We start from the raw sequence: 23002 nt of genomic DNA on the forward strand, positions 1-23002 counted from the left end.
ACTACGGGCGCAGACGGCGTACGAGGCCCACGGCGGTCGTGGCGGCCAGCGCGCCGGCGCCCGCGGCGCCCGCGGTGGCCGCCCACCGGGCCGGGGCGGAGGGGACGCGGGGGCGCCGGGCCAGGCGCTCGGGCCGGTCGCCGGGCAGCGGGCCGTCGAGTCCGAGGGCCAGCACCTCGGCCAGGTGCAGGGCCCGGCGGCCGGTGCCGCCCTGCTCGATCTGGGTGCGGCAGCTGAACCCGTCCGCCAGCAGTACGTCGTCGGGTGCGGCGGCGCGGACGGCGGGCAGCACGCCCAGCTCGCCGACGGCCAGGGAGACCTCGTGGTGACCCCGTTCGAACCCGAAGTTGCCGGCCAGACCGCAGCAGCCCTCGTCGAGGACGTCGGCGTCCAGGTGGGCGCGGCGCATCAGTTCACGGTCGGCGTCGAACTTCATGACGGCGTGCTGGTGGCAGTGCGTCTGCACCGTCGCGTGCCGGGCCAGCCGCGGTGGTTGCCAGTCCGCGCGCAGGAGGTGTTCGGCGAGGGTGCGGACCTGCCCGGCGAGCCGGCGGGCGTCCGGGTCGCCGGCCAGCAGCTCGGGGGCGTCGGCCCGGAAGACGGCCGTGCACGAGGGTTCCAGGCCGACGACGGGCGTGCCCGCGTCCAGATGGGGGCCAAGGACGCGCAGCGTATGGCGCAACACCCTTTTCGCCGTGGCCAGTTGGCCGGTGGAGATCCAGGTCAGGCCGCAGCAGACGGGGGCGCCGGGCACGATGACGCGGAAGCCGGCGTCCTTGAGGACGCGGACCGCCGAGGTCGCGACGGACGGATGGAAGTAGGTGCTGAAGGTGTCCGGCCACAAGACCACCGCCGCCGGATCCGCCGGGTCCACCTCATCTGCGTGGCGGGCCCGCCACCACTGGAGGAAGGACTCGGCGGCGAACACCGGCGCCTGCCGGCCGCCGTCCACACCGGCCAGTCGTTTTCCCGCACCGGCGAGGCCCGGCGCGTGCAGCACACTGTTGACCAGATGCGGGGCCGGCCGGGCCAGCCGGGCCCACAGCGGCAGCCAGCCCATCGAGTAGTGCGCGGCGGGCCGCGGCCGGCCGGCGTAGTGGTGCGCCAGGAACTCCGCCTTGTAGGTGGCCATGTCGACGCCGGTCGGGCAGTCCGACTTGCAGCCCTTGCAGGCCAGGCACAGATCGAGGGCGTCGCGTACCTCGGTGGAGCGCCAGCCGTCGGTGACCGCCGAGTCCGGGTGCCCGTCCAGCATCTCGAACAGCAGCCGGGCACGTCCCCGGGTGGAATGCTCCTCCTCCCGGGTGGCCCGGTAGGAGGGACACATCACGCCGCCCCGGTGGCTGCGGCAGTTGCCGATGCCGACACAGCGCAACACGGCCCGGGTGAAGGAGTGGTCGTCCTTTGGATAGCCGAAGTGCGTGCCGTCCGACGCCGGTTGCCAGGACGGTCCGAGGCGCAGTTGCCCGTCCACCGGATGCGGGTCGACCACCTTGCCCGGGTTCATCCGGTTGCCGGGGTCGAACAGTGCCTTCAGTTCCCGGAAGGCGGTCACGAGCGGTTCGCCGAACATCCGGGTCAGCAGCTCGCCCCGGGCCTGGCCGTCCCCGTGCTCGCCGGACAGGGAACCTCCGTAGGAGGCCACGAGGTCGGCGGCCCGTTCCACGAAGCGCCGGAAGTCCGCCACCCCGTCCGCGGTCCGCAGCCCGAACGGGATGCGGGTGTGCACACACCCCTGCCCGAAGTGGCCGTACAGGGACGGGTGGTCGTAGTCGAACTCCACGAACAGCCGCTTCAGATCGCGCAGATAGTCACCGAGGCGGTCGGGCGGGACGGCGGAGTCCTCCCAGCCCTCCCAGGTCTCGCGGTCGTCCGGCGGCCGGGCCGTGACACCGAGGCCGGCCTCCCGCGCCTTGAGCATCCGCTGCTCGCGGTCGGGGTCGTCGGAGAAGGCGACGGAGGGGTCCTTCTCCCTGCGGCCGGTCGCCTTGAGCAACTGGTGCGCCTGTTCGTCGACTTCCTCCTGGCTGTCGCCGCTGAACTGCAGCAACAGCCAGCTGTCGGCGTCGGGCAGCGCGTCGAGGGAGTCCAGGTAGGCGTGTTCCTCGCGCATGAGCTGGGCCATCCGCCCGTCCAGGGCCTCCAGTTGGGTCGGGGCACAGTGCTCCAGCAGGCGCGGTACGTCGTCGGCGGCGCGGCAGATGTCGTCGTAGCCGAGGACCAGCAGTGACTGGTAGGGCGGCACGGGTACGAGGTCGAGTTCGGCGTGCAGGACGGTGACGAGGGTGCCCTCGCTGCCGACCAGGGCCCGCGCGACGTCGAAGCCGCGTTCCGGCAGCAGCGAGTCGAGGTTGTAGCCGGAGACCCGACGCGGGATGTCCGGGTAGCCGCGCCGGATGTCCGCCAGATGCCCGGCGACGAGGCGGTCCAGGCCCTCGTAGATCTCGGCCCGGCGACCGCCCTCGGCGGCGATCCGCGCGCGCTCGGCCCGGGAGGTCGGGCCGACCCACATGCGCAGGCCGTCGTAGGTCTGCACCTCCAGGCGGCGCACGTTGTCGACCGTCTTGCCGTACGCCTGCGCGGACGCCCCGCAGGAGTTGTTGCCGATCATGCCGCCCAGCGCACAGTGACTGTGGGTGGACGGCTTGGGACCGAACTGCAGACGGTGATCGGCCAGGCGCCGGTCGAGTTCGTCCAGGACGATCCCGGGCTCCACCACACAGGTACGGGTGTCCGGGTCGACGGCGACCAGGGCATGGCAGTACTTGCTCCAGTCGATCACGACGGCCGTGTTCGTCGTCTGGCCGGCGAGGCTCGTGCCTCCGCCCCGGGACAGCACGGGGGCCCCGAACCGGGCGCACACCTGGACCGCGCGGGCACCTGCCTCCACCGTGCGGGGTACGACCACGCCGAGCGGGACCTGCCGGTAGTTGGAGCCGTCGGTGGCGTAGGCGCCCCTGGTGCCCGGATCGAAGCGGACCTCGGCGTCGGTCTCGGCACGCAGCGCCTCGACGAGCCGGTCCGCCGGCGCTTCGAGGACGGGTTCGCTCATGGTCCACCTCCCGGCCGACGCGGCTGTCCCTCGGGTACCGGCCATCGGGTACCCACGAATGCGATGTCTTTCGCCGTGACGATCCGTGCCCCCATGTTGCGCTCCATCATGTCCAGGGCCGCGTCGGCCAGATGCGGGTGGATGGAGGCGACGGCGTCCCGCGGCACGGTGACCTCCAGATGGCGGATGTGCGCGTCCAGCGCGGAGTAGAGCACGCACTGCTCGGTGACCTGGCCGCTCAGCACCACGTGTCCGGCGCCCAGGCGCCACAGCAGATAGGACAGGGGTGTCTCGTAGAAGATCGAGTGGCGGGCCTTCACGACGAACAGCGACTCGTCGTCGGGCCTGATCGGCTCGATCAGGTCGGCGTGCGGCCGGGACAGCGCGGTCTCCAGCAGTTCTCCGTGGTGGGAGCGCCACAGCCCGAAGTTGTCGTTCGCGTACACGACCGGCACGTGGGCCGCACGGGCCCGGCCGATCAGCTCCGCGAGGACGGGCACGACCTGCCGTGCGGAGGGCACGAGCAGTTCGGCGTCCTCGTGGTCGTATGTGTGGATCATGTCGATCACGATGAGGGCGAGACCCGTCGCCTCCGTGTTGCCGTGCATGGCCGCCACCACCGTCCGGTGCGTCAGCCGCGCAGCCGCGGCAGGACCTTCGTGCGGTAGAAGTCGAAGAAGCCCTGTTGGTCCTCGCCGATCTGCTGGACGTACACGGTGTCGAAACCGGCGTCGACGAACGCGTGCATCGCCTCGACGTGTGCGTCCGGGTCGTCGCCGCACGGCACGGCGGACGCCACCTGCTCGGGTGTGACCAGTTCGCTCGCCTGCTCGAAGTGGCGCGGGGTGGGCAGGATCTGCCCCAGTTCGCCGGGCAGCCGCTCGTTCGCCCACAGCCGGTGCGCGGTGCGGACCGCCTCCTGCCGGTCGGGGCCCCAGCACGCCTTGAAGCCGCCGTACACCGGTTTGGCGCCACCGCCACCGCGCCGGAAGCGTTCCACCAGGGCGCGGTCGGGCATCATCGTGATCAGCCCGTCGCCGATGCGCGCCGCGCTCTCCGCGGCCTGCGGGCCGAAGGCGGAGACGTCGATGGGCACCGGCTCGTCGGGAAGGGTGTACAGCCGGGCGTTCTCCACGGTGTAGTACCTGCCGTGGTGGCTGATCTGCTCGCCGGTGAACAGGTTCCGGATGATCTGCAGGGCCTCCTCCAGCATGGCAAGGCGCACCGGAGCCTCGGGCCAGCCGGTGCCCAGGATGTGCTCGTTGAGGGCTTCCCCGGTACCCACGCCCAGCCGGAACCGGCCGCCCAGCTGGACCGCACTGGTGGCGGCGGCCTGGGCGATCACGGCGGGATGCGTGCGCACCAGCGGGCAGGTCACCGCCGTCTCCACGGGCAGCGAGACCGCCTGCGACAGGGCGCCGATCACCGACCACACGAACGGGCTCTGGCCCTGCCGGTCGTTCCACGGGTGGTAGTGATCGGAGATCCAGAGGGCGTCGAACCCGGCCTGCTCCGCCATGCGGGCCTGCTCGATGAGCGCCGCCGGAGGGTGCTCCTCACAGGACAGGAAATATCCGAAGTGAGCCATCTGTGTGCCTTCCTGGTGGAACGTGGCCGCGCCTTCGAGTACCCGGGGGAGCGGACCGTCGAACCCGGTCCGTACGCGGTGGTCCGTGTCGCCCCGGCAGCCCCTGGGTACTCGGCCCCTGCCGTCGTGAGGCCGCCCGTGCGCCAAGCCGGGTGAAGGGAGCGGGCACGAGGACGAACGCGGCCACGAGGACGAACGCGGCCCACGCGACACAGCACCCTGCCCGCCCCGCACGCGCGGCACATCGCCGCGGCCATCCCGCAGGCGCAGTTCCAGGGCGGCGCCTACGGGATGGGCGTGGGGCGGCACCTCATGCGGTGGGCCTTTCGCGTCTGCCGTTCGCCCGGCGGGGGGCGCGGGGCGGCGCCGACGCGTGGGCGCTGCGTGCGCCCGCCGCCCGGCGCCGGGCGATCGCCGCCGTGAGCTGCTGCCGCACCGGCTGCGGCAGCGTGTCCCCGGTCACCGCGGTGACCACGTTCGAGGCGAGCCGGTGCAGCTTCGTGTTGGTGCCCTGGGAGGCCATGACCAGCACGTCCCAGGCCTCGTCGGCGTTCAGTCCGAAGGAGGCCATCAGGATGCCGCGGGCCATGTCGATCTCCGGGCGGGTCTGCAGGGCGCGCCGGAGCTGGACGACCTCCGAGCGCAGGCTGTCACCGGCGCCCTCGTGCGCATCTTCGCCGTACTCGGCGAATGCGCCGTCCTCGTCCGCGGCGGCGTGCCCGCCCTCCCGTGCCGGTGCGAACAGGCTGCGGGTGTCCGTCAGGGTCAGCAGCCGTTCCGCCACGGGACTGGCGGCCGTCACGGCGATCGTCTGGCCCGCGGCGAGCGCCTGCCGGCGAAGGGTCAGCAGCACATTGAGCGCGGAGCAGTCCCAGAACCTCAGGTCGCCGAGATCCAGGTCCAGGCAGGAGACCGGCTTGTCCAGCGCGGCGCGCAGGGTGTGCTCCAGCAATTCGGCGTCCTCGAAGCAGAGTTCTCCGACGATGCGCACGACGACATGGTCGCCGTCACCTCGCGTGACGATCGATGAGGAGATCGTTCTCGTGCAGACGGGCTCCTGCCCGTCGGTCGACCGTGTCGTGTCGGGCGGCTGCGGCATGACTGCCTCTCCGTGGGTCCTGCGTGTCCCCGGCCACCAGCGTCGCCCGCCGTACGCAGCCCGTCAAGATATACATGAATTTTGTTTCGTTCTTTTGAGTACGTGCACACCGGGCCGTACTCTTTCCCCATGGTCGGAGTGGATGGAGTGCCGGAGCCGCACACCGGATGGACGTTCCTCACCAGTCACGCGCGTGTGCTGGCCACCATCGCCGACAACCGCACGGCGCGCATCCGCGACATCGCCGCGCGCTGCCGGCTCACCGAACGCGCCGTTCAGAAGATCATCTCGGATCTGGAGCGGGACGGCTATCTCTCCCACACCCGCCAGGGGCGCGGCAACACCTACCGGATCGACGCGAGCAAGATCCTGCGGCACCCGGCCGAGGCCGACCTGACGGTGGCCTCCCTGCTGTCGCTGCTGATCCGCGACGAGGCCGAGCGTCACGGCGTGGTGCGGCAGGTCGGCTCCGACCGGTGAGCGCGCCCCCGGCCGCGACCGGCGTCAGCCGAACGCGGCACGCAGCGCCGGCAGCAGCGTCTTCTCCGACCAGTCCAGGAACTGCGGCTGTGTGTCGCCGCCGATCTGGACGAGGGCGACGTCGGTGAACCCGGCCTCCGCGTAGGGCCGCACCGCCGCCACGAAGTCGTCCGGGTCGTCGCCGCACGGGACGGCCGCTGCCACGTCGTCGGGGGTCACGAACCGGGTCGCCTGCTCGAAGGAGTCCGGGTGGGGCAACTCCGCGTTGACCTTCCAGCCGAGCCCGAACCAGCGGAACTGCGCGTGGGCGCGGCGGACGGCGGTGTCGCGGTCCCGGTCGTGGCTCACCGGGAGCTGACCGACCCGCGGCTTGCCGGTGCCGCCGTGCCGGTCGAAGGCGTCCAGCAGGCCCTTGACGGGTTCGGTGGCGACGAGCAGGTCGGCCAGCCGCCCGGCGAGCGCGCAGGACCGGTCCCCGGACACCGCGATGCCGATCGGCGGCGGCGTCTCGGGCAGGTCCCACAAGCGGGCCGACTCCACCTGGAAGTGCGTGCCGTGATGCGTCACATGGCCGCCCTCGAACAGGGCGCGGATGATCCGCACCGCCTCGTCCAGCATCTCGTGCCGCACGTCGACCGGGGGCCAGCCGCCGCCCACCACATGCTCGTTGAGGTTCTCCCCGGCACCGAGCCCGAGCCGGAACCTGCCCTCCGACAGCAGTTGCACGGTGGCCGCCTTCTGGGCCACCACCGCCGGGTGGTAGCGGACGGTCGGGCACGTCACATACGTCATCAACGGGATGGACGAGGTGGCCTGGGCCGCGGCGCCGAGGACGCTCCACGCGTACGGGGCGTGCCCCTGGGAACGCAGCCAGGGAAAGAAGTGGTCGGAGATCACCGAGAAGTCGAAGCCCGCGCCCTCGGCACGCACGACATGGTCCACCAGGTCACGCGGGCCGGACTGCTCGGTCATCATCGTGTATCCGATGTGCACCATGAGGAGCCGAGTCCCCCGGCGGACGGCCGGAAAACGACCGGACCCGCTCCTCGTTTCGGCTGACTCCCACCGGGCACCCGAGGGCGCCGTGCCTGCGCGTCGCGGGGCCGTGGCGGCCCCACGGTGCTTGGATGCCGGTGGCGGCGTAAGGAGGCGGGCCATGACGGGGCGTACGGTCCTTGCCCCCATCGGTGAACTGGCGGCCTGGTGGGCCGGGCTCGCCCTGCTGTGGCTGGTGCTCATCAGCTCGGTCCAGCCCCTTGAGACCGCGGTCGGCGCGGGCGCCGCGGCCCTCGGCGCGCTCGCCGCGCGAGCCGCACGGCGGGCGGTGAGCAAGCGATGAACGGCTGGGTCCTCGCGGCGACGATCCTGCTCGGCGCGGGGCTGGCGGCGGCCGTCTGGGGTGTGGCGAGCGGGCCGCCGGCCCGCAGGGCGGTGGCACAGAACCTCACCACGTCCGTCGCCTGCCCGAGTCTGCTGCTCCTCGCCCAGGGCTACGACCGCTCCTCCTATGTGGATCTCGCCCTGCTCCTGGCGCTGCTCGGACCGGTCGGCACGCTCGTCTTCGCCCGGTTGCTCGCCGAGGACCTGGCCGATTCCGGGGCGTCCGCCTGGCGGCTGACCTGGGCGGCGGCAGGCGTGGGCGCGGTCGTCGTGGTCGCCGTGTGCGTGGCCGCAGGACCGGGCCGTGCCATGGTGAAGCTCCTGGTGACCGGCGCCTTGCTGATCGGCGGGAACCTCGTCGCCTCCCGCGCGCTGGCGGGCGGCTTTCGGGGGGTGCGCGGTGGCTGACGCGTCGATCGTCGTGGTCCTGGTGCTGGTGGCCGCCGCCGCCACGGCGGCGGTCGCCACCCGCGATCCGGCCCGTCAGGCGCTCGTGCTGTCCGTGCTGGGCACCGTCCTCGCCGTGCTGTTCACCGTGTTGCAGGCCCCCGACGTCGGCCTGTCGCAACTGGCGGTCGGCTCGGCCCTCACTCCGCTGCTGATCATGCTGTCCGTGCGCAAGCTCAAGCGGCGCGCCCGGAGCCGGGACCGGGACGGCGAGGGATGAGCCGCCGGCTGCGCCTGGCCGTGCTGGCCTGCGGCGGCGCGGGCCTCGCCGTGCTGCTGGTCCTCGCCTGCCTCGACCTGCCCTCGTTCGGCGGGCGATCGCATCCCTACGGGGAGCGGGCCGTGCGCGCCTCACTCGCCCGGCACACCGCCAACACCATCGCCTCCATCAACTTCGATCTGCGCGCCTACGACACCCTCGGCGAGATGAGCATCCTGTTCGCCGCGGTACTGGGCTGTGTGGTCCTGCTGCGGCAGGCCCGGGACGAACACCGTGCGCCGCCCGCACCCGCCGACGTGGCACCGCCCGTGGGCCGCTACGCCCTCATCGTGCTGCCCATCGCCCTGGTCGTGGGCGTCTACGTCATCGCCCACGGGCAGCTCAGCCCCGGCGGCGGATTCCAGGGCGGGGTGGTCGCCGCCACGGCACTGCACCTGCTCTACCTCGGCGCCGACTACCGGGCCCTGGAACGCATCCGCCCGATCGGGGCGTTCGAGGTCTGCGACGCGCTCGCCGCCGGAGCGTACCTGGTCCTGGGCCTCGCCGGCGTCCTGGCCGGCACCGCGTTCCTGGCCAACACGCTGCTGCCGTACGGCACCTTCAACACGCTGTCGTCCGGCGGCACCGTGCCCCTGCTGAACGCGGCCATCGGCATGGAGGTGGCCTGCGCCGTCGTGGTGCTGCTCGCCCGGTTCCTTGAACAGGCCGTCGAGATCGAGGAGGAGCAGGGGAGTTGAGCCGTCCGTGATGCATGTCTTCCCCTATCTGGTCGCCGTCTACGTCTTCCTGGCCGGCTGCCTGGGCCTGGCGACCAGCCGGAACCTGATCCACGCCGTGGGCTGTCTGTCCGTGTGCCAGTCCGCGACCTACGTCCTGCTGCTGGCCGTCGGCTACCGGGACGGGGCGACCGCCCCCGTCTTCTCCGACCTGAAGCCGGGCACCCGGCCCCTGGTCGATCCCGTCGTACAGGCCCTCACCCTCACCGACATCGTCGTGGGCGCCACCGTCACCGCGCTGCTGCTCGCGCTCGTCCTGCAGATCGCCAAGCGGCACGGCACGGTCGACCCCGACGAACTGATGGAGCTGCGCGGCTGATGCACCATCTGCTCCCGCTGCTCACGGCGGTGCCGCTGCTCGGTGCCGCGGTGCTGGTCGCCACGGGCCGCCGGCTGCCACGACTCGCCGCGGAGAGCACCGCGTGCGTCGTGTCCGGGGGCGCCGCGGCCCTCGCGCTGGTGCTGCTGCTCCACTCCTCGCCCGCCCTTGCCGAACACGTCGGCGGATGGGGGCCCGGCATCGGCATCGTCCTGATCGGCGACGCACCGGCGCTCGGCATGGCCGCCCTCGTCGCGCTGCTGACGCTCGCGGCACTGGCGTACTCCTGGCACTACTTCGACGAGCCGCCGCGCGGCCACGCCGGTTCCTTCCCGGCCCTGATGCTGGCGTTCCAGGCGGGCATGTCCGGCTTCGCCCTGGCCGGCGACCTGTTCAACGCGTTCGTGTTCTTCGAACTGATGGGCGTCGTCGCCTACGCGCTGACCGGCTACCGGATCGACGAGGCGAAGCCCGTGCAGGGCGCCCTGACCTTCGGCGTCGTCAACTCCCTCGGCGCCTACGGCCTGTTGATGGGCATCACGCTGCTGTACGCGCGCACCGGCGAGCTGGGCATGGCCCGGATCAAAGACGGCCTGGACGCACACGGCGGCCCCGACGCGCTCGTCCTCGCGGCGTTCGTGCTGGTGACGACGGGCCTGCTGGTGAAGGCCGCCGCCGCGCCGTTCCACTTCTGGCTCCCGGACGCCCACGCGGTCGCCCCCACCCCGGTGTGCATGCTGTTCTCCGGCGTCATGGTGGAACTCGGCGCGTACGGCGTCTGGCGGGTGTACACCACCGTGTTCGCCGGGCCGGGCGGCATCCCGGCGGGCGACGTCGAGCGCGCGCTGGTGACCCTCGGCGTGCTCACCGCGCTGACCGGGGCCCTCATGTGCTGGTACCAGCGGCACATCAAGCGGCTGCTGGCCTACTCCACGATCGCCCACATGGGTCTGTTCCTCGTCGGCATCGGCGTGCTCAAGCCGGCGGCGAAGGACGGAGTGGCGCTGTACATCCTCGGACACGCCGGGGTGAAGGCCGCGCTGTTCGCCTGCGCCGGCGTCCTCCTCGACCGGTTCGGCAGCCTCGACGAGCACGCCCTGCACGGCAGGGCCCGCCGGATGCGCGGGGTGGGTGCGATGTTCGCGGTGGGCGCCCTCGGCCTCGCGGGCCTGCCGCCGTTCGGCACGGCCCTCGGCAAGTCGACCGTCGAGGAGGCCGTCGGCCGGCCGCTCACGGCGCTGTACGTCGCCGCGTCGGCGCTCACCGCCGCCGCGGTGCTCCGGGTCACCGCCCGGGTCTTCTGGGGCCTTGGCCCACGCCCCGGGGAGTCGTCCGGCTACGAGACCACCGGCTTGGGCGAGCAGCCCGAGACCGGGGGCAGACTGCTGCGGGTCCCGGACACCATGACGGCCGTCCCGGCGGTGCTGCTCGCCGCGGCGCTCGCCGTCGGCGTGGTTCCCGGTTTCGCCGCGGCCGTGGCCCGTGGCGTCGGCGCCGCGGGCTCCGGGGACGTGCACTGGACACCGGCGGGCATCCTGCTCGGTCTGCTGTCCACGGCGCTGGCCGCGGCCCTCGCCGGCCGCGCCGTGCTGCGTCCGCGCCGGGTGCCGGCTCCCGGCTGGGCGCAGCGCCTGCGGCGGCTGCAGTCCGGGCACGTCGGCGACTATGTGGCCTGGCTGCTGCTCGGGGCCGCCGCGCTGGGGGCGCTGGCCCTGCCCGGCGTCCTCGGCGGCTGAACCCGGCCGCTCGTGTCAGTAGCCGCCCAGCAGGGTCCGTACCCGGCGCAGGGCGTCCGGTCCGGCACCGCTGTGCCAGCGCGTCGGATCGGCCGGGCGCCGCCCCCACAGCAGCAGGACGCGGGTGGCCGCGTCGCTCTCGATCGTCGCGGGGCCCTCGGGGGCGGCGAGCCGGATGCCGGTGCCGTCGGCGTCGGCGACCACCACGACGTCGTCGGTGCCCGGGGTACGCAGCCGGCCCTCCACCCGCTCACCGGGTGTCAGCCGGGCACGGCCGCGGACCAGCAGCGGCCGGCCGACCGAGACCACGCTGTGCTCCGTCATCCACGGCTCGTCGAGCGCCCGCACCGCGGTGCTGTCGTCGCCGGTCAGGTCCCAGCGGTGCAGGATCAGTTCCTCCCGCATGTGCTCCGCGAAGAAGGGCACCTTCACGATCCGGCCCGTCCACATCACCTCCGCCTGCGGGTCCAGGTCCTGTGCCGCGGCCGCGGCGATCTCGGTGAGCCGTGCGCAGCGGGCCAGGAACGCGGCCCACAGGTCGGCGTCCGACATCCGCCGGTAGGGCGCCTCCCGTTCGAAGCCCCGGGTCTCCACGGGCGCTCCCGTGAGGAAGCCGTGCAGGACCCGGGCCAGCTCTTCGGCGTTGCCGGTCTGGTGGACCAGGATGTCGCGCACCGTCCATGCCTCGCACCACGTGCCGTCGTCGGGCCGCCGGGCCTGTACGGCGTGCACGAACGGAGCCAGCTCCGGCAGGGTCTCGTCGACGTGAGAGGGAATCATGCGCCATGGGTTCCGGCCCGGACCCCGGCCAAACCCACCGGGTCACCCTCACCTCCCGGCGCGCGGCGAGACCGGCGCGGTGCCGGAGTTCGCCGACGCGGCGTCCGTCGCGCCGCGCGGCCGGCAGGACGCGGCGGCGGCCGTCCGGCGTACGCTGCGATGCGCGGTCCGCAACCGGCGGCGCGTCTGGAGGCGGAAGGAGCAGCGCGGATGCCGCTCAGCGTGCGGGAACTCGTCGCGCGGCGGGAGTTCGGTCTCACCGTGACCGCGGGCACGGCCGGGCTCGACCGCGCCATCAGCTGGGTGCACGCGAGCGAGGTGCCCGATCCCACGCCGTGGCTGGAAGAGGGCTCGCTGGTCCTGATCACCGGTGTCGGACACCCGGGACCGCAGTCCGTGGCGGCGACGGCGCGCAGGCTCGCCGACACCGGGGCGGCGGCCGTCGGGATCGCCGTCGACCTCGTCTACGACGCCGTGCCGCCGGAGGTCGTCCGGGTCGGCGAGGAGACCGGGCTGCCGGTCCTCATGGTGCCCTACGCCACCCCGTTCGTGGCGCTGTCCCAGGCGGTCGCGGACCGGATCGCCAGCGAGGAACGCTCGGCGCTGCGGCGCGCCCTGCGCGTCTATCCGCGGCTGACGGCCGCGGCGCTGGAGCTGGGCGCCGTGCGCGGCGCGACGCGCGAGCTGGTCAAGGAGTACGGCGGCTGGGCGGCCGTCACCGACCCGGCGGGAAACGTGCTCACGGTGGCTCCGCGGTCCGCCGCCCGGGCCGCCGAGCGGACCGCGGCCGACGCCGTGTGGTCCGGCCGGTCGCTGTCCGCCGTCGACCTGGCGGGGCACCTCGTCGGCCACACCCTGGGCGCGGACACCGTGCGGGGCCGTCTGCTGCTGTGGCGTGCCGAGCCGTTCACCCGCACCGACCACACGGTCGCGGCGGCGGCCGCCTCCTTGATCACCTATGACCTCGAACAACGGCGCAGATCGCGAGCCGAGGCGCGGCGGGCCGACGCGGACACCCTGCGCGAGGCGCTGCGCGACGAAGCGGACCCCGCGGCGGCCACCCGGCTGGTGGCGGCCTGGGGGATCGACCCCGCAGACGTCACGGTCGTCGTCGTACACCCCGGCCCGCACTCCCCGGACGAGCCACAGCCCGCGGCCGGCGCGCACCGCCTCGACGTGCACCTCGTGCTCACCGACCACGCGCACCCGGTGCTCGCCGCGACCTCGGACGTCGGGGAGACGGTCCTGCTGACCTCACGTCCCGAACCGCTGCTCGCCAGTCTGCGGGACCCCGACTCGCCGCTCGGCCGGGCGTGCCCCGGTTCCGCGGGGGTGAGCGAGGCGGTGCCCGCGCACGCCCTGGCACAGGGGCTGCGCCAGGCCAGGCAGGCGCTCGCCATCGGCCGCACGGAGGGCCGGGCCGTCACCCGCGTCTGCGACCTCGGCGCGATCGAACTGCTGCTGGCCTCCGCCGAACGGTCGGTGCCGGAACTGCTCGTCAGCCGGCTGATCGACCCGCTCCGCCGCGCCGAGGCCGAGCGCGGTGTCCCGCTGGTCGCGACGGTACGGGCCTTCCTCGACCACAACGGCTCCGTGGCACGGGCCGCCGCCGACCTGGGCGTTCACCGCCACACCCTGCACCACCGCCTGGGCGTGGTGCGCAAGGTGCTCGGCCGTGACCTCGACGCGGCGTACGTACGGCTCGAACTCTCCCTGGCGCTGGCCGCTCACGCCCTGCGCGAGGACGGCACCGGCTGAGCCGCCACCGGTTCGTGCGTCGCCGACGGCGCCGCGTTCGGGTCGGGCAACTCCTCGAAGGGCAGGGCGGCGACGGCCGGATCCGGCCGGGTGACCAGGCTCACCGCCACGAAGACGACGAGGGCGGCGGCCATCCCGTACATGACGGGCTCGTTCGCGTAGAGCCCGGAGACCGCCATGAACGCGACGCACACCACCGAGCCGGCCACCAGCGAGGCGATGGCCGCCGGTGTCGTGGAGCGCCGCCAGAACATCGCCCCGACGACGGGCACGAGCAGGGCCGCCGCCAGCAGATCGGCCGCCACCGTCACCGCGCCGACCACGCTGTCCACGGCGTACGACACCGCGAGCGCCACCACACCCACCGCGAACAGCACGATCCGGTTGGCGCGCACACTGCTCAGCCGGGCGCCACCGAGCGGGCGCAGCACATCGTTGGTGAGCACCGTGGACGCCCCGATCAGCAGACCGCTCGCGGTGGACATCGACGCGGCGAGCGCGGCGGCCACCACCAGCCCGAACAGCCCGGCGGGCAGCACGAGCGAGGCGATCCGGGCGTAGGCGTCGTCGGGGTTGGCGAGGTGCGGCAGCAGCACCCGGCCCGCCGTGCCGATGAGCGCACCGGCCAGGCCGTACAGCGCGCAGTACAGGCCGGAGACGACGGCGCCCCAGCGGGCCACCCGCTCGGAGCGCGCGGTCAGCAGCCGCTGCCAGTTGCCCTGGTCGATCAGGAACCCGAAGAAGAAGAGCAGGAAGTAGGCGCCGATGGTGCCCACCCCGATGCCGGTGGGCGAGAAGAAGCTGCCGGGCAGCCGGTCCCGCATCTCGGCGAGGCCGCCCGCCCGGTGGATCACGAGCGGCAGCAGGACCACGAAGACCCCGAGGGTCTTGACCAGGAACTGCACCACGTCGGTGAGGGTGATCGACCACATGCCGCCGGCGACGCCGTACAGCATGATCGTGGCCCAGCCGATGAACGCCGCCGTGCCGGGGGAGACCCCGAAGACCACGGTCAGCACCGTGCCGATGCCGATGATCTGTCCCACGCCGACCATCAGCGTGTAGAACACGACGATGACCGAGCTGAGCAGCCGCGACGGGCCGCCGAAACGCCGGCTCACCGCGTCGGGCACCGTGTAGACGCCGCTGCGGAAGAGGGTGCCCGCGAAGCACACCCCGATGGCGGCGATGCCGATCGCGAGCGAGAGCACCAGCGCCATGCCGGAGATCCCGTACTGGTAGCCGAGGCTGACACCGCCCACGGTGGACGCCGCGCCCAGCACCACCGTGCTCATGGCGGAGGTGTACATGAACGGGCCGAGGCGCCGCCCGGCGACCGTGAAGTCCTCACGGGTACGGCTGCGGCGCATGCCGAGGTAGCCGGCCCCGACCATCACCAGCAGGTACAGCAGGACGATGAGCTTGTCGATCATGCCGGTGCCCCTTCGCCGGACGGGGCGGCGAGCCCGCCGTGGACGACGAAGTGCGCGACGAGGTAGGCGGCCAGGTTGGCGGTCCTGTCGTTTGTGTCGGTGAGCGGATTGACCTCGGTGAGCACCATGGCGTCGCTGTACGGGGCCAGCCGCTGCACCAGGTCGAGGGCCTGGTGGGAGGTCAGACCGCCGGGCTCGTGGGCACCGGCACCCGGAGCGTGCGCGGGGTCGACGCAGTCGATGTCGAAGGCCAGCAGTACACGGTCCGCGGCGGCGACGTGGGCGAGCACGTCGGCCGCCACGGCCTCGGTGCCGCGCCGGTGGATCTCGGCCGCGGGGATGTTGCGCAGCCCCGCCTCCTCGCGGAAGGCGAGGGACGACGGGAAGTTGAAGTGCCGGGAGGCGAGCTGGACGCTGGCGCGCAGGTCGACGTTCGCCAGCTCGCCGGCCCGGCGCATCCCCGACGAGTGGCTGTACCGGCCCTGCTGCTCGTTCTCGTCGAGCAGATCGAGATGGGCGTCGAGGTGGACGACGGCGACCGTGCCCGCGGTGGACCGTGCGAGCCCGTGCGCCGCCGGATACAGCAGACAGTCGTCGCCGCCCAGCAGCACGGGCGTGCGGCCGGCGGCGAGGGTGTCCGCGACGGCGGCGGTCGCGGCGTCCAGCGTGGCCTCCAGATCGTGGGCGACGGTGGGCACGTCGCCGCCGTCGGCCAGCAGGTCCTCGGGGAACGGATGGAGGGCGGCGTGGTCGAGGCAGTAGATCCGCCCGTCCTCGCGTCGTTGCAGGATCCAGGCCATCGCGGCACGGATCCGGTCGGGTGCGTAACGGCTGCCGGGCCAGCCCAGCGTGGCGGCGCCGTCGTAGGGCGCGCCGAGCAGGGTGAAACGGCGGTCGGTCCGGGGCAGGGGTCGGGCGGTCATCTGGCTCCTCACGCACTCGTGGCCTGCAGGGTGTGCTGCTTTCGCCACGTCGCGAACGCCACGGAGCACGGTACGTCGGTTGGCCACAGATCGTCCTCGCCGCCGCCCGTGCGCAGCCCCGGCCCGGATGTCGAATGAGGGAGTCGTCCACTGGCCCACATGGCGATGGACGGCACCACGAAGGCGACGCCGCCGCGTACACGGTGTCCGACTCGGGTGAAGATGCGCCGACCGGCAGATGAAGCACCCGACCGGCCACCGTGCGCCGCCGAGCCGTCTCGCCCCCGGCTTTTTGCATGTCTCTGCATTTTTTCAGTAGTGTGCAAGATGTGGAGAAGCGGGAGCGCCCCGTCGGGCTGCGGGAGCAGAAGAAGAGAGCGACCCGGCACGCCCTGTTCGAGGCGGCGATACGGCTCGCGGCCGACAACGGTGTGCAGCAGGTGACGGTCGAGGCCATCAGCGAGCGGGCGGGGGTCTCGCCGCGGACGTTCTTCAACTACTTCAAGTGCCGTGAAGACGCGTTCGTCATGGCCGACCCCGAGGTGGGGGAGCGGATCCGGCAGGCGGTGCGCGAAGCCCCCGCCGAGCGCTCCGCGCTGGACGTGCTGCGGGAGGCCATGGCCGAACAGATCGCCGGCATGGAGCTGGATCGCGACCTGTGGTCGCTGGTCGCCCTGGTGCTCTCCCGCTCCCCGGAACTCACCTCCCGGCTGCTGTCCCTGCAGGCCGAGGAGGAACGGGCGCTCGCCGAGGCGTTCACGCTGCGGCTCCGTGCGCAGGGCACGACCGGCCCCCGGGCCGCGCTGTACGCCACGCTGCTCGCCTCGCTCAGTACCGCCGCGATCCGCGTCGCGATGACGCACTGGTACGAACACGACGGCGGCACCGCGTTCCTCGACGTCTTCCACCAGGTCTTCGATCAGCTCGCCGCGGGGTTCGTCCGCCCTCTCGACGAGTCATGAACCGATTTCTCTCCGTCCTTCGAAGGATCACCCGTGAGTGCTGTGAGCGCCGAGGCGCCCCCTGTCCAGATGCAGCCCCGTCAGATACTCCAGGCCATGTCCGGGCTGATGGCCGGCATGTTCGTGGCCATTCTGGCCGGAACCGTCGTCTCCAACGCGCTGCCCCGGATCATCGCCGACCTGGGAGCGAGCCAGTCCTCCTACACCTGGGTGGTCACCGCCGAACTGCTCGCGATGACGGCCACCGTGCCGCTGTGGGGCAAACTCTCCGACCTGTTCAACCAGAAGCTGCTGCTCCAGCTCTCGCTGAGCCTCTTCGTCGTCGGCTCGCTGGTGGCCGGCTTCTCCCAGGGCGTCGGCCTGCTGATCGTGAGCCGCGTCATCCAGGGCATCGGCGCGGGCGGGCTCACCGCGCTCGCCCAGGTGGTCATGGCCGCGATCATCCCGCCGCGTGACCTCGGCCGCTACGGCGGCATCTTCGGAGCGGTGTTCGCCGTCGGAACCGTCGCCGGCCCGCTGGTCGGCGGCGTACTGGTGGACACCGACTGGCTGGGCTGGCGCTGGTGCTTCTTCGTCGGCATCCCCTTCGCGCTGGCCGCCATCGTCATCCTGCAGCGGACGCTGCGGCTGCCCACCGTGCGCCGTGAGGTGCGGATCGACTGGCTGGGCGCCTTCCTCATCGTCGCCGGTGTCTGCGCCCTGCTGATCTGGACCTCGCTCGCCGGCAACCAGTTCGCCTGGGCGTCCTGGCAGACCGCCGCGCTGACCGTCACCGGCGCGGTGCTGCTGGCCGGAGCCGTCTTCGTGGAGTCCCGGGTGGCCGAGCCGGTCATCCCGCTCACCGTCTTCCGCAACCGCACGGTCACGCTCACCACCGTGGCCAGCTTCTTCGTCGGTCTCGCCATGTTCGCCGGGTCGGTCTTCCTCGCCCAGTACTTCCAGGTCGCACTCGGCAAGTCGCCCACGGTCGCGGGCCTGATGAGCCTGCCGATGATCGGCGGCCTGCTGGTCTCCTCCACCGTGGCCGGACAGATCATCAGCCGCACCGGACGCTGGAAGGCCTTCCTGATCGCCGGCGGCGTCGTGATGAGCGCGGGCCTCGCCCTGCTGTCCCTGCTGGACTCCGACACCGGGTTCGGGGTGCTCAGCCTCTACATGGCCGTCCTGGGCATCGGGGTCGGCATGCTGATGCAGAACCTCGTGCTGGCCGCGCAGAACGACGTGTCCGCCCACGAGTTGGGCGCCGCGACGTCCACGCTCTCCTTCTTCCGCAGCCTCGGCGGCACCGTCGGCACCAGCGTCCTCGGTGCCCTGCTGGCCAACCGCGTCGCCGACGAGATCGCCAAGGGGCTGAGGGACCTGCCCGCCGAGGCCGCCCAGGGCGCCGCGGCCGGCGGTCACGGCGCCGTCCCGGACATGACCGCCCTGCCCGAGCCGATGAAGGGCGTGGTCGAGCACGCCTACGGCGTGGCCACGGGTGATCTGTTCCTGATGGCCCTCCCGTTCGCGGTGATCGCGCTGATCGCGGTGCTGTTCGTCAAGGAGGCACCGCTGAAGACGACGACGGCGTTGCAGCGCAGGGCCGAGGAGGAGACGCAGAGGTCTTCCGGCCTCGCACACTGACGCGCCCGCGCGGGTCCGGCAGCGTCGTCGGTGCCCTCGCGTGCAGCGGCAGTCGGCCGTCCGGATCGCTTCCCCTTGTGCGCCGATGAATCCCGATGACGGCCATCTCATCGAGAGATGGCCGCCGGGCGCTCCGCTGGAGGTGCCGCGCTGTGCCGTCGGTTGTCTGCGGCGGCGTCGTGGCTGGTCGCGCAGTTCCCCGCGCCCCTTCGGGGCGCTGTCCCGCTCAGCTGGGTGCCGGGGGGGCGGAGGCGGGCCCGGCGTCGTGTCCGTGAGGTCCGGGTCGCCCGGCGGGTACGGGTGTGCCGTCCCGGGTCAGGCCGGGGGGAATTCGGCGATGTCCGGCAGGTCGGGGTCGAGGTCCGGGCGGCGCAGCGGGCCCATCAGCGCGCAGTCGACGTCCACGACCCCCTCGACCCCGCGCACCAGCCGGGCCACGACGGGTACGAGCGTGCTGTCCCGGACCCGGCCGGTGAGCGTCACGACACCGTCGTGCACCTCGATGCGCAGCGATTCGGGCGGCGTCACGAACAGCCACCCCACGACGTCGCGGCGCACCTCCTCGGCGATCTCCTCGTCGTCCCGCAGGAACACCTTGAGCAGATCGGACCGGCTGACGATGCCCGTGAGCACGCCTGCGGCGTCGACGACGGGCAGCCGTTTGATCCCGTTGCGGGCCATGATCCGGGCGGCCAGGGCCAGCGTCGCGCTCCCGGCCACGGTGACGGCGGGCGCGGTCATCAGCCGGTCCGCGGTGACCGCCACCGCCTTGGCGGCGGCCGAACCGTCCGCCGCCCGCGCGCCAGGGGCCGGATCTGCGCCCCTGGCCTCTTCCTTCGGCAGCAGATCGGCCTCGGAGACGACGCCGACGACCCGTCGCTCGTCGTCCAGCACCGGCAGCGCCGTCACCCCCCACTGGCGCAGGGTCCGCACGATGTCCTTGAAGGAAGCCTTCGCCTTCACGGCGACGACCTTGCGGGTCATCACATCACTGACGGCGTAGCGACGGCCGGTCATCTCGACCTCCCGGGCTGCTCGGAATCGTCGTCCCACACTCCAGGCTCGGCCGGCACCCCCGCGACGGCATGGGCCGGGTGGTCCACACCGGGGGACTGCGCGGCTCCCGCACCCGGGTCGGGCCGAAGGCCCCCGGAAGGGGCCGAAGGGCCCTCGTGCCGTTCCGGTCCGGGGTGCGACGGTGAAATCGGCCCGACGCGCCGCGGTATCCGGCGGCCCCGGAAAGGCGGTGGGGACGATGACACTTCCCGTGGTGGCGGGCGTGGACGGATCGGATTCGTCCCTGCTCGCGGTCGACTGGGCGGTGGACGAGGCGTACCGCCACGGCGTTCCGCTCAGGCTGGTCCACGCGTCCCTCTGGGAACGCTACGAGGGCGCCATCCCCTCGGCCGGCCCGGGACGCCCCGGCGAACAGGTGCTGGCCGAACACCTCGTGGCCTTTGCGGCCGAACGCGCCGAGCGGCGCAACCCCGAGGTCAAGGTCACCACCGAGGTCCTGCCGGACGATGCCGCCGCCGCCCTCGTCCGGGCCGGCGACGGCGCGTTCGTACTCGTCACGGGGTCGCGTGGCCGCGGTCAGCTCAAGGGGATGCTGCTGGGGTCGGTAGGACTGGCCGTGGCGGCGCGTGCCCCGTGCCCGGTGATCGTGGTCCGCGGCGACCGCGCGGGCATCGCCGGGACGCACGAGCGGATCCTGCTCGGTCTGGGAAGCGCCGAGACGACGCACGAGGCCGTGCGGTTCGCCTTCCGGGAGGCCGAGGCGCGCGGGTGCGTCCTGGACGTCGTCCACGTGTGGCGCACGTCCGCCCGCGACACGACCCGCGGGCCCGGGCCACGGCCGGACGACCCACACGCAGGTGAGGAACGGATCGTCGCCGCGTTCGACGCGCCGCTCGCGGAGGCGGCCGGACAGTACCCGGGCGTCCGCACCCGGCGTGCGGCGCCCGAGGGACCGGTCGGCAAGGTCCTGGTGGACCGGTCCGCTGCCGCCGATCTCGTGATCGTCGGGGCGCGGCGCCGGACAGCGGGCCTCTTCGGGCTCCAGCTCGGCCGGGTGAACCACGCGCTGCTGCACCACGCGCAGTGCCCGGTCGCGGTCGTGCCGCAGCGGTAGCCGGCGCACACCGGGCGGTCCCGGTGAGTACGTCGGTCACCGGCCGGCGCGGGCTCGGCCCGGATCGGGCGCGCGGGGCCGCCTCCCCCTGCGGAGGCGGCCGGGGACGTGCGAGCGTAGGAGCGGGGGAGTGCCGCGCCGGGTGCGGCTCGACGAGAGGCGGTGAGGGTGATGCGTCTGCCCCTGGTCGTAGGCGTCGACGGATCGGACTCCAGCCTGGAGGCGGTGGACTGGGCGGCCGACGAGGCGGTGCGCCACGCTGATCTGCCCCTGCGGCTGGTCCACGCGTCGCTCTGGGAGCAGTACGAGGGCGACATGTCCTCGACCGGCGACCCGGGGCCCGTCCCACCGGCCGCCGCCGACCGGATCGTGACGGCCGCGACGGAGCGCGCCCTGCGCCGCGCCCCCGCGGTCAGGGTCGAAACAATGGTCCTGGCGGAGGACCCGGTGTACGCGCTGCTGGGGGAGGGCCACAACGCCACCGCCGTGGTGACCGGTTGCCGTGGCCGGGGGGAGATTCCGGGCCTGCTGCTCGGCTCGGTGGGACTGGCCGTGGCCGGCCACGCGGACGGGCCGGTGATCGTGGTCCGCGGCACGGCGGAGGGCATCGCGGGCGCGCACGAACGGATCGTGCTGGCGGTCGGGGAGCCGGGGACGAGCGGCGAGGCGGCGCGCTTCGCGCTGTGCGAGGCCGCGGCACGCCACTGCGCCCTCGACGTCGTCCGCACCTGGCTCTGCCCGGCGCACCGCGCCGCCCGCCATCCCCTGCTCGTGGGGGACCGGGGCCTGGGACACGAGGAGCCGGCGGTCACCGCCGCGGCCTGTGAGGAGCAGGCGTCCGCGCTCGTCGACGACGTGCTGCGCCATCCCATGAGCGAATACCCCCAGGTGCGGGTGCACCGCTGCGTCCTCGAAGGACCGGCGCGCCAGGTGTTGCTCCACCGGTCCCGCGCCGCGGACCTGCTGGTCCTCGGCGTACGGCGCAGGAACGGTGACGGAGGGCTGCAACTGGGCCTGGTCGCGCACGCGCTGCTGCACCACGCCCTGTGCCCCGTGGCCGTCGTACCGGACTTTCCGTGACCGCCGCCTACCCGCATGCGGCCGGAACGGCGACGAGGGGGTGGCGGGCGCGGCGCAGCACGGCCCTGGCCGACCGAGCCCGGCAGCACCCATGGAAGGGCCCGGTCCCGCGGACGCGCCGGAGACCACTGGTCCTCGCGCCGGTGATCCGCCCGGAGGACGAGGCCGTGGCCCGCTCTGCGCCGGCCCGACGGGAGGCGGCCCAGCGCAGGCCGCTGCCCGGGGCCGTGCGGCCTCGGCGCTCCGGTGCCCGGCGTGTTCCGCCGCGGAGCGGACGGGCCCGGCCCAGTCCGCCGTCGCCGCCGCGCCGTGCGGGCGACCGCGACGGCCGCGCCGATCGAGGCCCCCGCGCGGCTAGCGTTGCGGCGCGTCGCCTTCCCGTGCGAGGTCGAACTCCACGTCCACCACGCCCTCGACGGCCCGCACCAGGCGGGCGGCCACGGGCAGCAGGGAGGTGTCGTGGACCGTGCCGCTCAGTGTGACCACTCCGTCGCGCACCTCGGCCCGGACGGCCGACGGCGGCGGGAAGAGGTACGACACGATCTCGCGGCGCACCTCCTCGGCGATGTCGTCGTCCTCGCGCAGGAACACCTTGAGCAGGTCGGCTCGGCTGACGACGCCCTGCAGCAGCTGGAGGTCGTCGACCACGGGCAGCCGCTTGACCCGGGCGTGTGCCATGACGCGCGCCGCCTCGGCCAGGGTCGCGTCGGCGCGGACGGTGACCGGGGGCGAGGTCATCAGTTCGGCCGCGGTGACCGCCTCGGCCTTGGCCAGGTCGGCGGGTCGGCGCTGCCTGAGGTAGCCCACATCCGGGTCGTCGCGCAGTTCCTCCGTGGGGAGCAGATCGGCCTCGGAGACCACGCCGACCACCCGGCCCTCGCCCTCGATCACGGGCAGGGCGCTGACCCTCCAGTCCCGCATCAGCCGCACCATCTCCTTGAACGGGGCCCGGGGGCCGATGGCGGCGACCGTGTGGGTCATGACGTCACTGACGATGTGGGGAGCGCCGTACATGCTGACCGCCTCGGGTCACTCGCGGGCGGATGTGCCACTTCCAGCGTGGACCGGTGCCACCCGGCGAGCCAGGGGCCGCCCGGCCCGCCCGCGGGGCCGTTCGGGCCGGGTGGCAGGTGGCCGGGGCCGCTTGGGCCGGGTGGCAAAGCCCGCGCGGCGGCCCGTCAGGCCGGGGCGCAGAGCTGGGGCCCGTCAGGCCGG

At 73.3% G+C, this 23002-nt stretch carries 22 protein-coding genes; 12 read left to right on the forward strand and 10 right to left on the reverse strand.

Annotated elements, in window-relative coordinates:
- Position 1: 1 nt before the first annotated feature.
- From ACIRFL_RS00600 to ACIRFL_RS00615, 4 genes are all read right to left on the reverse strand, one after another.
- The gene (locus ACIRFL_RS00600) at positions 2–3052 is read right to left on the reverse strand and encodes an FAD-binding and (Fe-S)-binding domain-containing protein (RefSeq protein WP_404022750.1); all 3051 of its coding nucleotides are present in this window, start codon (positions 3050–3052) and stop codon (positions 2–4) included.
- Positions 3049–3660, reverse strand: coding sequence for a cysteine hydrolase family protein (locus ACIRFL_RS00605; RefSeq protein ID WP_404022752.1), 612 nt, complete (start codon positions 3658–3660; stop codon positions 3049–3051). The genes ACIRFL_RS00600 and ACIRFL_RS00605 overlap by 4 nt, the downstream gene beginning before the upstream one ends.
- 23 nt (positions 3661–3683) lie before the next feature.
- Positions 3684–4640: an LLM class F420-dependent oxidoreductase gene (locus ACIRFL_RS00610; protein ID WP_404022753.1), complete on the reverse strand. Its 957-nt coding sequence runs from the start codon at positions 4638–4640 to the stop codon at positions 3684–3686.
- A 310-nt stretch (positions 4641–4950) separates the two neighbouring features.
- Positions 4951–5676, reverse strand: coding sequence for an ANTAR domain-containing protein (locus ACIRFL_RS00615; RefSeq protein ID WP_404023156.1), 726 nt, complete (start codon positions 5674–5676; stop codon positions 4951–4953).
- Positions 5677–5868: 192 nt separating this feature from the next.
- Between ACIRFL_RS00615 and ACIRFL_RS00620 the strand changes: the two genes are divergently transcribed.
- The gene (locus ACIRFL_RS00620; RefSeq protein ID WP_404022754.1) at positions 5869–6219 is read left to right on the forward strand and encodes a helix-turn-helix transcriptional regulator; all 351 of its coding nucleotides are present in this window, start codon (positions 5869–5871) and stop codon (positions 6217–6219) included.
- 24 nt (positions 6220–6243) lie between these two features.
- Here ACIRFL_RS00620 and ACIRFL_RS00625 read toward each other — a convergent pair whose 3' ends face one another.
- Entirely contained in the window at positions 6244–7215 is a 972-nt protein-coding gene (locus ACIRFL_RS00625) for an LLM class F420-dependent oxidoreductase (protein ID WP_404022756.1), read from the reverse strand.
- Positions 7216–7375: 160 nt separating this feature from the next.
- Between ACIRFL_RS00625 and ACIRFL_RS00630 the strand changes: the two genes are divergently transcribed.
- From ACIRFL_RS00630 to ACIRFL_RS00655, 6 genes are read left to right on the forward strand one after another with little or no spacing between them, the layout of a single operon-like run.
- Complete coding sequence (locus tag ACIRFL_RS00630) at positions 7376–7558, forward strand: hypothetical protein (RefSeq protein WP_404022758.1); 183 nt, start codon at positions 7376–7378, stop codon at positions 7556–7558.
- Positions 7555–8007: a monovalent cation/H+ antiporter complex subunit F gene (locus tag ACIRFL_RS00635; protein WP_404022760.1), complete on the forward strand. Its 453-nt coding sequence runs from the start codon at positions 7555–7557 to the stop codon at positions 8005–8007. The genes ACIRFL_RS00630 and ACIRFL_RS00635 overlap by 4 nt, the downstream gene beginning before the upstream one ends.
- Positions 8000–8266: a Na(+)/H(+) antiporter subunit B gene (locus tag ACIRFL_RS00640; RefSeq protein ID WP_404022762.1), complete on the forward strand. Its 267-nt coding sequence runs from the start codon at positions 8000–8002 to the stop codon at positions 8264–8266. The genes ACIRFL_RS00635 and ACIRFL_RS00640 overlap by 8 nt, the downstream gene beginning before the upstream one ends.
- Positions 8263–9003, forward strand: coding sequence for a hydrogen gas-evolving membrane-bound hydrogenase subunit E (gene mbhE, locus ACIRFL_RS00645; RefSeq protein WP_404022763.1), 741 nt, complete (start codon positions 8263–8265; stop codon positions 9001–9003). The genes ACIRFL_RS00640 and mbhE overlap by 4 nt, the downstream gene beginning before the upstream one ends.
- Positions 9004–9013: 10 nt before the next feature.
- Entirely contained in the window at positions 9014–9361 is a 348-nt protein-coding gene (locus tag ACIRFL_RS00650) for an NADH-quinone oxidoreductase subunit K (protein WP_404023157.1), read from the forward strand.
- The gene (locus ACIRFL_RS00655; RefSeq protein WP_404022765.1) at positions 9361–11097 is read left to right on the forward strand and encodes a complex I subunit 5 family protein; all 1737 of its coding nucleotides are present in this window, start codon (positions 9361–9363) and stop codon (positions 11095–11097) included. Before ACIRFL_RS00650 ends, ACIRFL_RS00655 begins: the two co-directional genes overlap by 1 nt.
- Positions 11098–11112: 15 nt before the next feature.
- Here the strand turns inward: ACIRFL_RS00655 and ACIRFL_RS00660 are convergent, their stop codons facing one another.
- A complete protein-coding gene (locus ACIRFL_RS00660) occupies positions 11113–11877 on the reverse strand; it encodes a maleylpyruvate isomerase N-terminal domain-containing protein (protein WP_404022766.1) in 765 nt (254 codons plus the stop codon).
- Between the two features lie 210 nt (positions 11878–12087).
- Here ACIRFL_RS00660 and ACIRFL_RS00665 point away from each other — a divergent pair, with 210 nt between their 5' ends.
- Entirely contained in the window at positions 12088–13635 is a 1548-nt protein-coding gene (locus tag ACIRFL_RS00665; protein WP_404022767.1) for a PucR family transcriptional regulator, read from the forward strand.
- Here ACIRFL_RS00665 and ACIRFL_RS00670 read toward each other — a convergent pair.
- On the reverse strand, positions 13605–15068 hold the full coding sequence (locus tag ACIRFL_RS00670; protein WP_404022768.1) for a sodium:solute symporter: 1464 nt from the start codon (positions 15066–15068) through the stop codon (positions 13605–13607). The two genes, ACIRFL_RS00665 and ACIRFL_RS00670, sit on opposite strands and share 31 nt — an antisense overlap.
- Positions 15065–15991: an arginase family protein gene (locus tag ACIRFL_RS00675; protein ID WP_404022770.1), complete on the reverse strand. Its 927-nt coding sequence runs from the start codon at positions 15989–15991 to the stop codon at positions 15065–15067. Before ACIRFL_RS00675 ends, ACIRFL_RS00670 begins: the two co-directional genes overlap by 4 nt.
- 329 nt (positions 15992–16320) lie before the next feature.
- On the opposite strand from ACIRFL_RS00675, the gene ACIRFL_RS00680 reads away from it, so the two are divergent.
- Positions 16321–16953 (forward strand): TetR/AcrR family transcriptional regulator, encoded by a 633-nt coding sequence (locus ACIRFL_RS00680; protein ID WP_404022772.1) that lies wholly within the window; start codon positions 16321–16323, stop codon positions 16951–16953.
- A 69-nt stretch (positions 16954–17022) separates the two neighbouring features.
- Positions 17023–18576 carry an MDR family MFS transporter gene (locus ACIRFL_RS00685; protein ID WP_404023158.1) on the forward strand — a complete coding sequence of 518 codons (1554 nt, stop codon included), beginning with the start codon at positions 17023–17025 and terminating at the stop codon, positions 18574–18576.
- A 315-nt stretch (positions 18577–18891) separates the two neighbouring features.
- Here ACIRFL_RS00685 and ACIRFL_RS00690 read toward each other — a convergent pair whose 3' ends face one another.
- On the reverse strand, positions 18892–19593 hold the full coding sequence (locus ACIRFL_RS00690; RefSeq protein WP_404022773.1) for a CBS domain-containing protein: 702 nt from the start codon (positions 19591–19593) through the stop codon (positions 18892–18894).
- Positions 19594–19831: 238 nt separating this feature from the next.
- Between ACIRFL_RS00690 and ACIRFL_RS00695 the strand changes: the two genes are divergently transcribed.
- Both ACIRFL_RS00695 and ACIRFL_RS00700 read left to right on the forward strand, forming a co-directional pair.
- Complete coding sequence (locus ACIRFL_RS00695; RefSeq protein ID WP_404022774.1) at positions 19832–20707, forward strand: universal stress protein; 876 nt, start codon at positions 19832–19834, stop codon at positions 20705–20707.
- Between the two features lie 171 nt (positions 20708–20878).
- Positions 20879–21787, forward strand: a complete 909-nt coding sequence (locus tag ACIRFL_RS00700) for a universal stress protein (protein ID WP_404022775.1) — start codon at positions 20879–20881, stop codon at positions 21785–21787.
- Positions 21788–22141: 354 nt separating this feature from the next.
- Here ACIRFL_RS00700 and ACIRFL_RS00705 read toward each other — a convergent pair whose 3' ends face one another.
- Positions 22142–22801, reverse strand: a complete 660-nt coding sequence (locus ACIRFL_RS00705) for a CBS domain-containing protein (RefSeq protein ID WP_404022777.1) — start codon at positions 22799–22801, stop codon at positions 22142–22144.
- Positions 22802–23002 lie beyond the last annotated feature (201 nt).

Origin of the sequence: Streptomyces sp. NPDC102462 (assembly GCF_044765425.1) — a bacterium.
GTDB lineage: Bacteria > Actinomycetota > Actinomycetes > Streptomycetales > Streptomycetaceae > Streptomyces.

Bases quoted from the DNA above. Each gene is read 5' to 3' on its own strand.
- ACIRFL_RS00625 (WP_404022756.1), bottom strand. From the start codon at position 7,215: ATGGTGCACATCGGATACACGATGATGACCGAGCAGTCCGGCCCGCGT.
- ACIRFL_RS00705 (WP_404022777.1), bottom strand. From the start codon at position 22,801: ATGTACGGCGCTCCCCACATCGTCAGTGACGTCATGACCCACACGGTC.
- ACIRFL_RS00690 (WP_404022773.1), bottom strand. From the start codon at position 19,593: ATGACCGGCCGTCGCTACGCCGTCAGTGATGTGATGACCCGCAAGGTC.
- ACIRFL_RS00660 (WP_404022766.1), bottom strand. From the start codon at position 11,877: ATGATTCCCTCTCACGTCGACGAGACCCTGCCGGAGCTGGCTCCGTTC.
- ACIRFL_RS00635 (WP_404022760.1), top strand. From the start codon at position 7,555: ATGAACGGCTGGGTCCTCGCGGCGACGATCCTGCTCGGCGCGGGGCTG.
- ACIRFL_RS00650 (WP_404023157.1), top strand. From the start codon at position 9,014: ATGCATGTCTTCCCCTATCTGGTCGCCGTCTACGTCTTCCTGGCCGGC.
- ACIRFL_RS00685 (WP_404023158.1), top strand. From the start codon at position 17,023: ATGCAGCCCCGTCAGATACTCCAGGCCATGTCCGGGCTGATGGCCGGC.
- ACIRFL_RS00630 (WP_404022758.1), top strand. From the start codon at position 7,376: ATGACGGGGCGTACGGTCCTTGCCCCCATCGGTGAACTGGCGGCCTGG.
- ACIRFL_RS00655 (WP_404022765.1), top strand. From the start codon at position 9,361: ATGCACCATCTGCTCCCGCTGCTCACGGCGGTGCCGCTGCTCGGTGCC.
- mbhE (WP_404022763.1), top strand. From the start codon at position 8,263: ATGAGCCGCCGGCTGCGCCTGGCCGTGCTGGCCTGCGGCGGCGCGGGC.
- ACIRFL_RS00665 (WP_404022767.1), top strand. From the start codon at position 12,088: ATGCCGCTCAGCGTGCGGGAACTCGTCGCGCGGCGGGAGTTCGGTCTC.
- ACIRFL_RS00600 (WP_404022750.1), bottom strand. From the start codon at position 3,052: ATGAGCGAACCCGTCCTCGAAGCGCCGGCGGACCGGCTCGTCGAGGCG.
- ACIRFL_RS00605 (WP_404022752.1), bottom strand. From the start codon at position 3,660: ATGCACGGCAACACGGAGGCGACGGGTCTCGCCCTCATCGTGATCGAC.
- ACIRFL_RS00700 (WP_404022775.1), top strand. From the start codon at position 20,879: ATGCGTCTGCCCCTGGTCGTAGGCGTCGACGGATCGGACTCCAGCCTG.
- ACIRFL_RS00610 (WP_404022753.1), bottom strand. From the start codon at position 4,640: ATGGCTCACTTCGGATATTTCCTGTCCTGTGAGGAGCACCCTCCGGCG.
- ACIRFL_RS00675 (WP_404022770.1), bottom strand. From the start codon at position 15,991: ATGACCGCCCGACCCCTGCCCCGGACCGACCGCCGTTTCACCCTGCTC.
- ACIRFL_RS00620 (WP_404022754.1), top strand. From the start codon at position 5,869: ATGGTCGGAGTGGATGGAGTGCCGGAGCCGCACACCGGATGGACGTTC.
- ACIRFL_RS00695 (WP_404022774.1), top strand. From the start codon at position 19,832: ATGACACTTCCCGTGGTGGCGGGCGTGGACGGATCGGATTCGTCCCTG.
- ACIRFL_RS00670 (WP_404022768.1), bottom strand. From the start codon at position 15,068: ATGATCGACAAGCTCATCGTCCTGCTGTACCTGCTGGTGATGGTCGGG.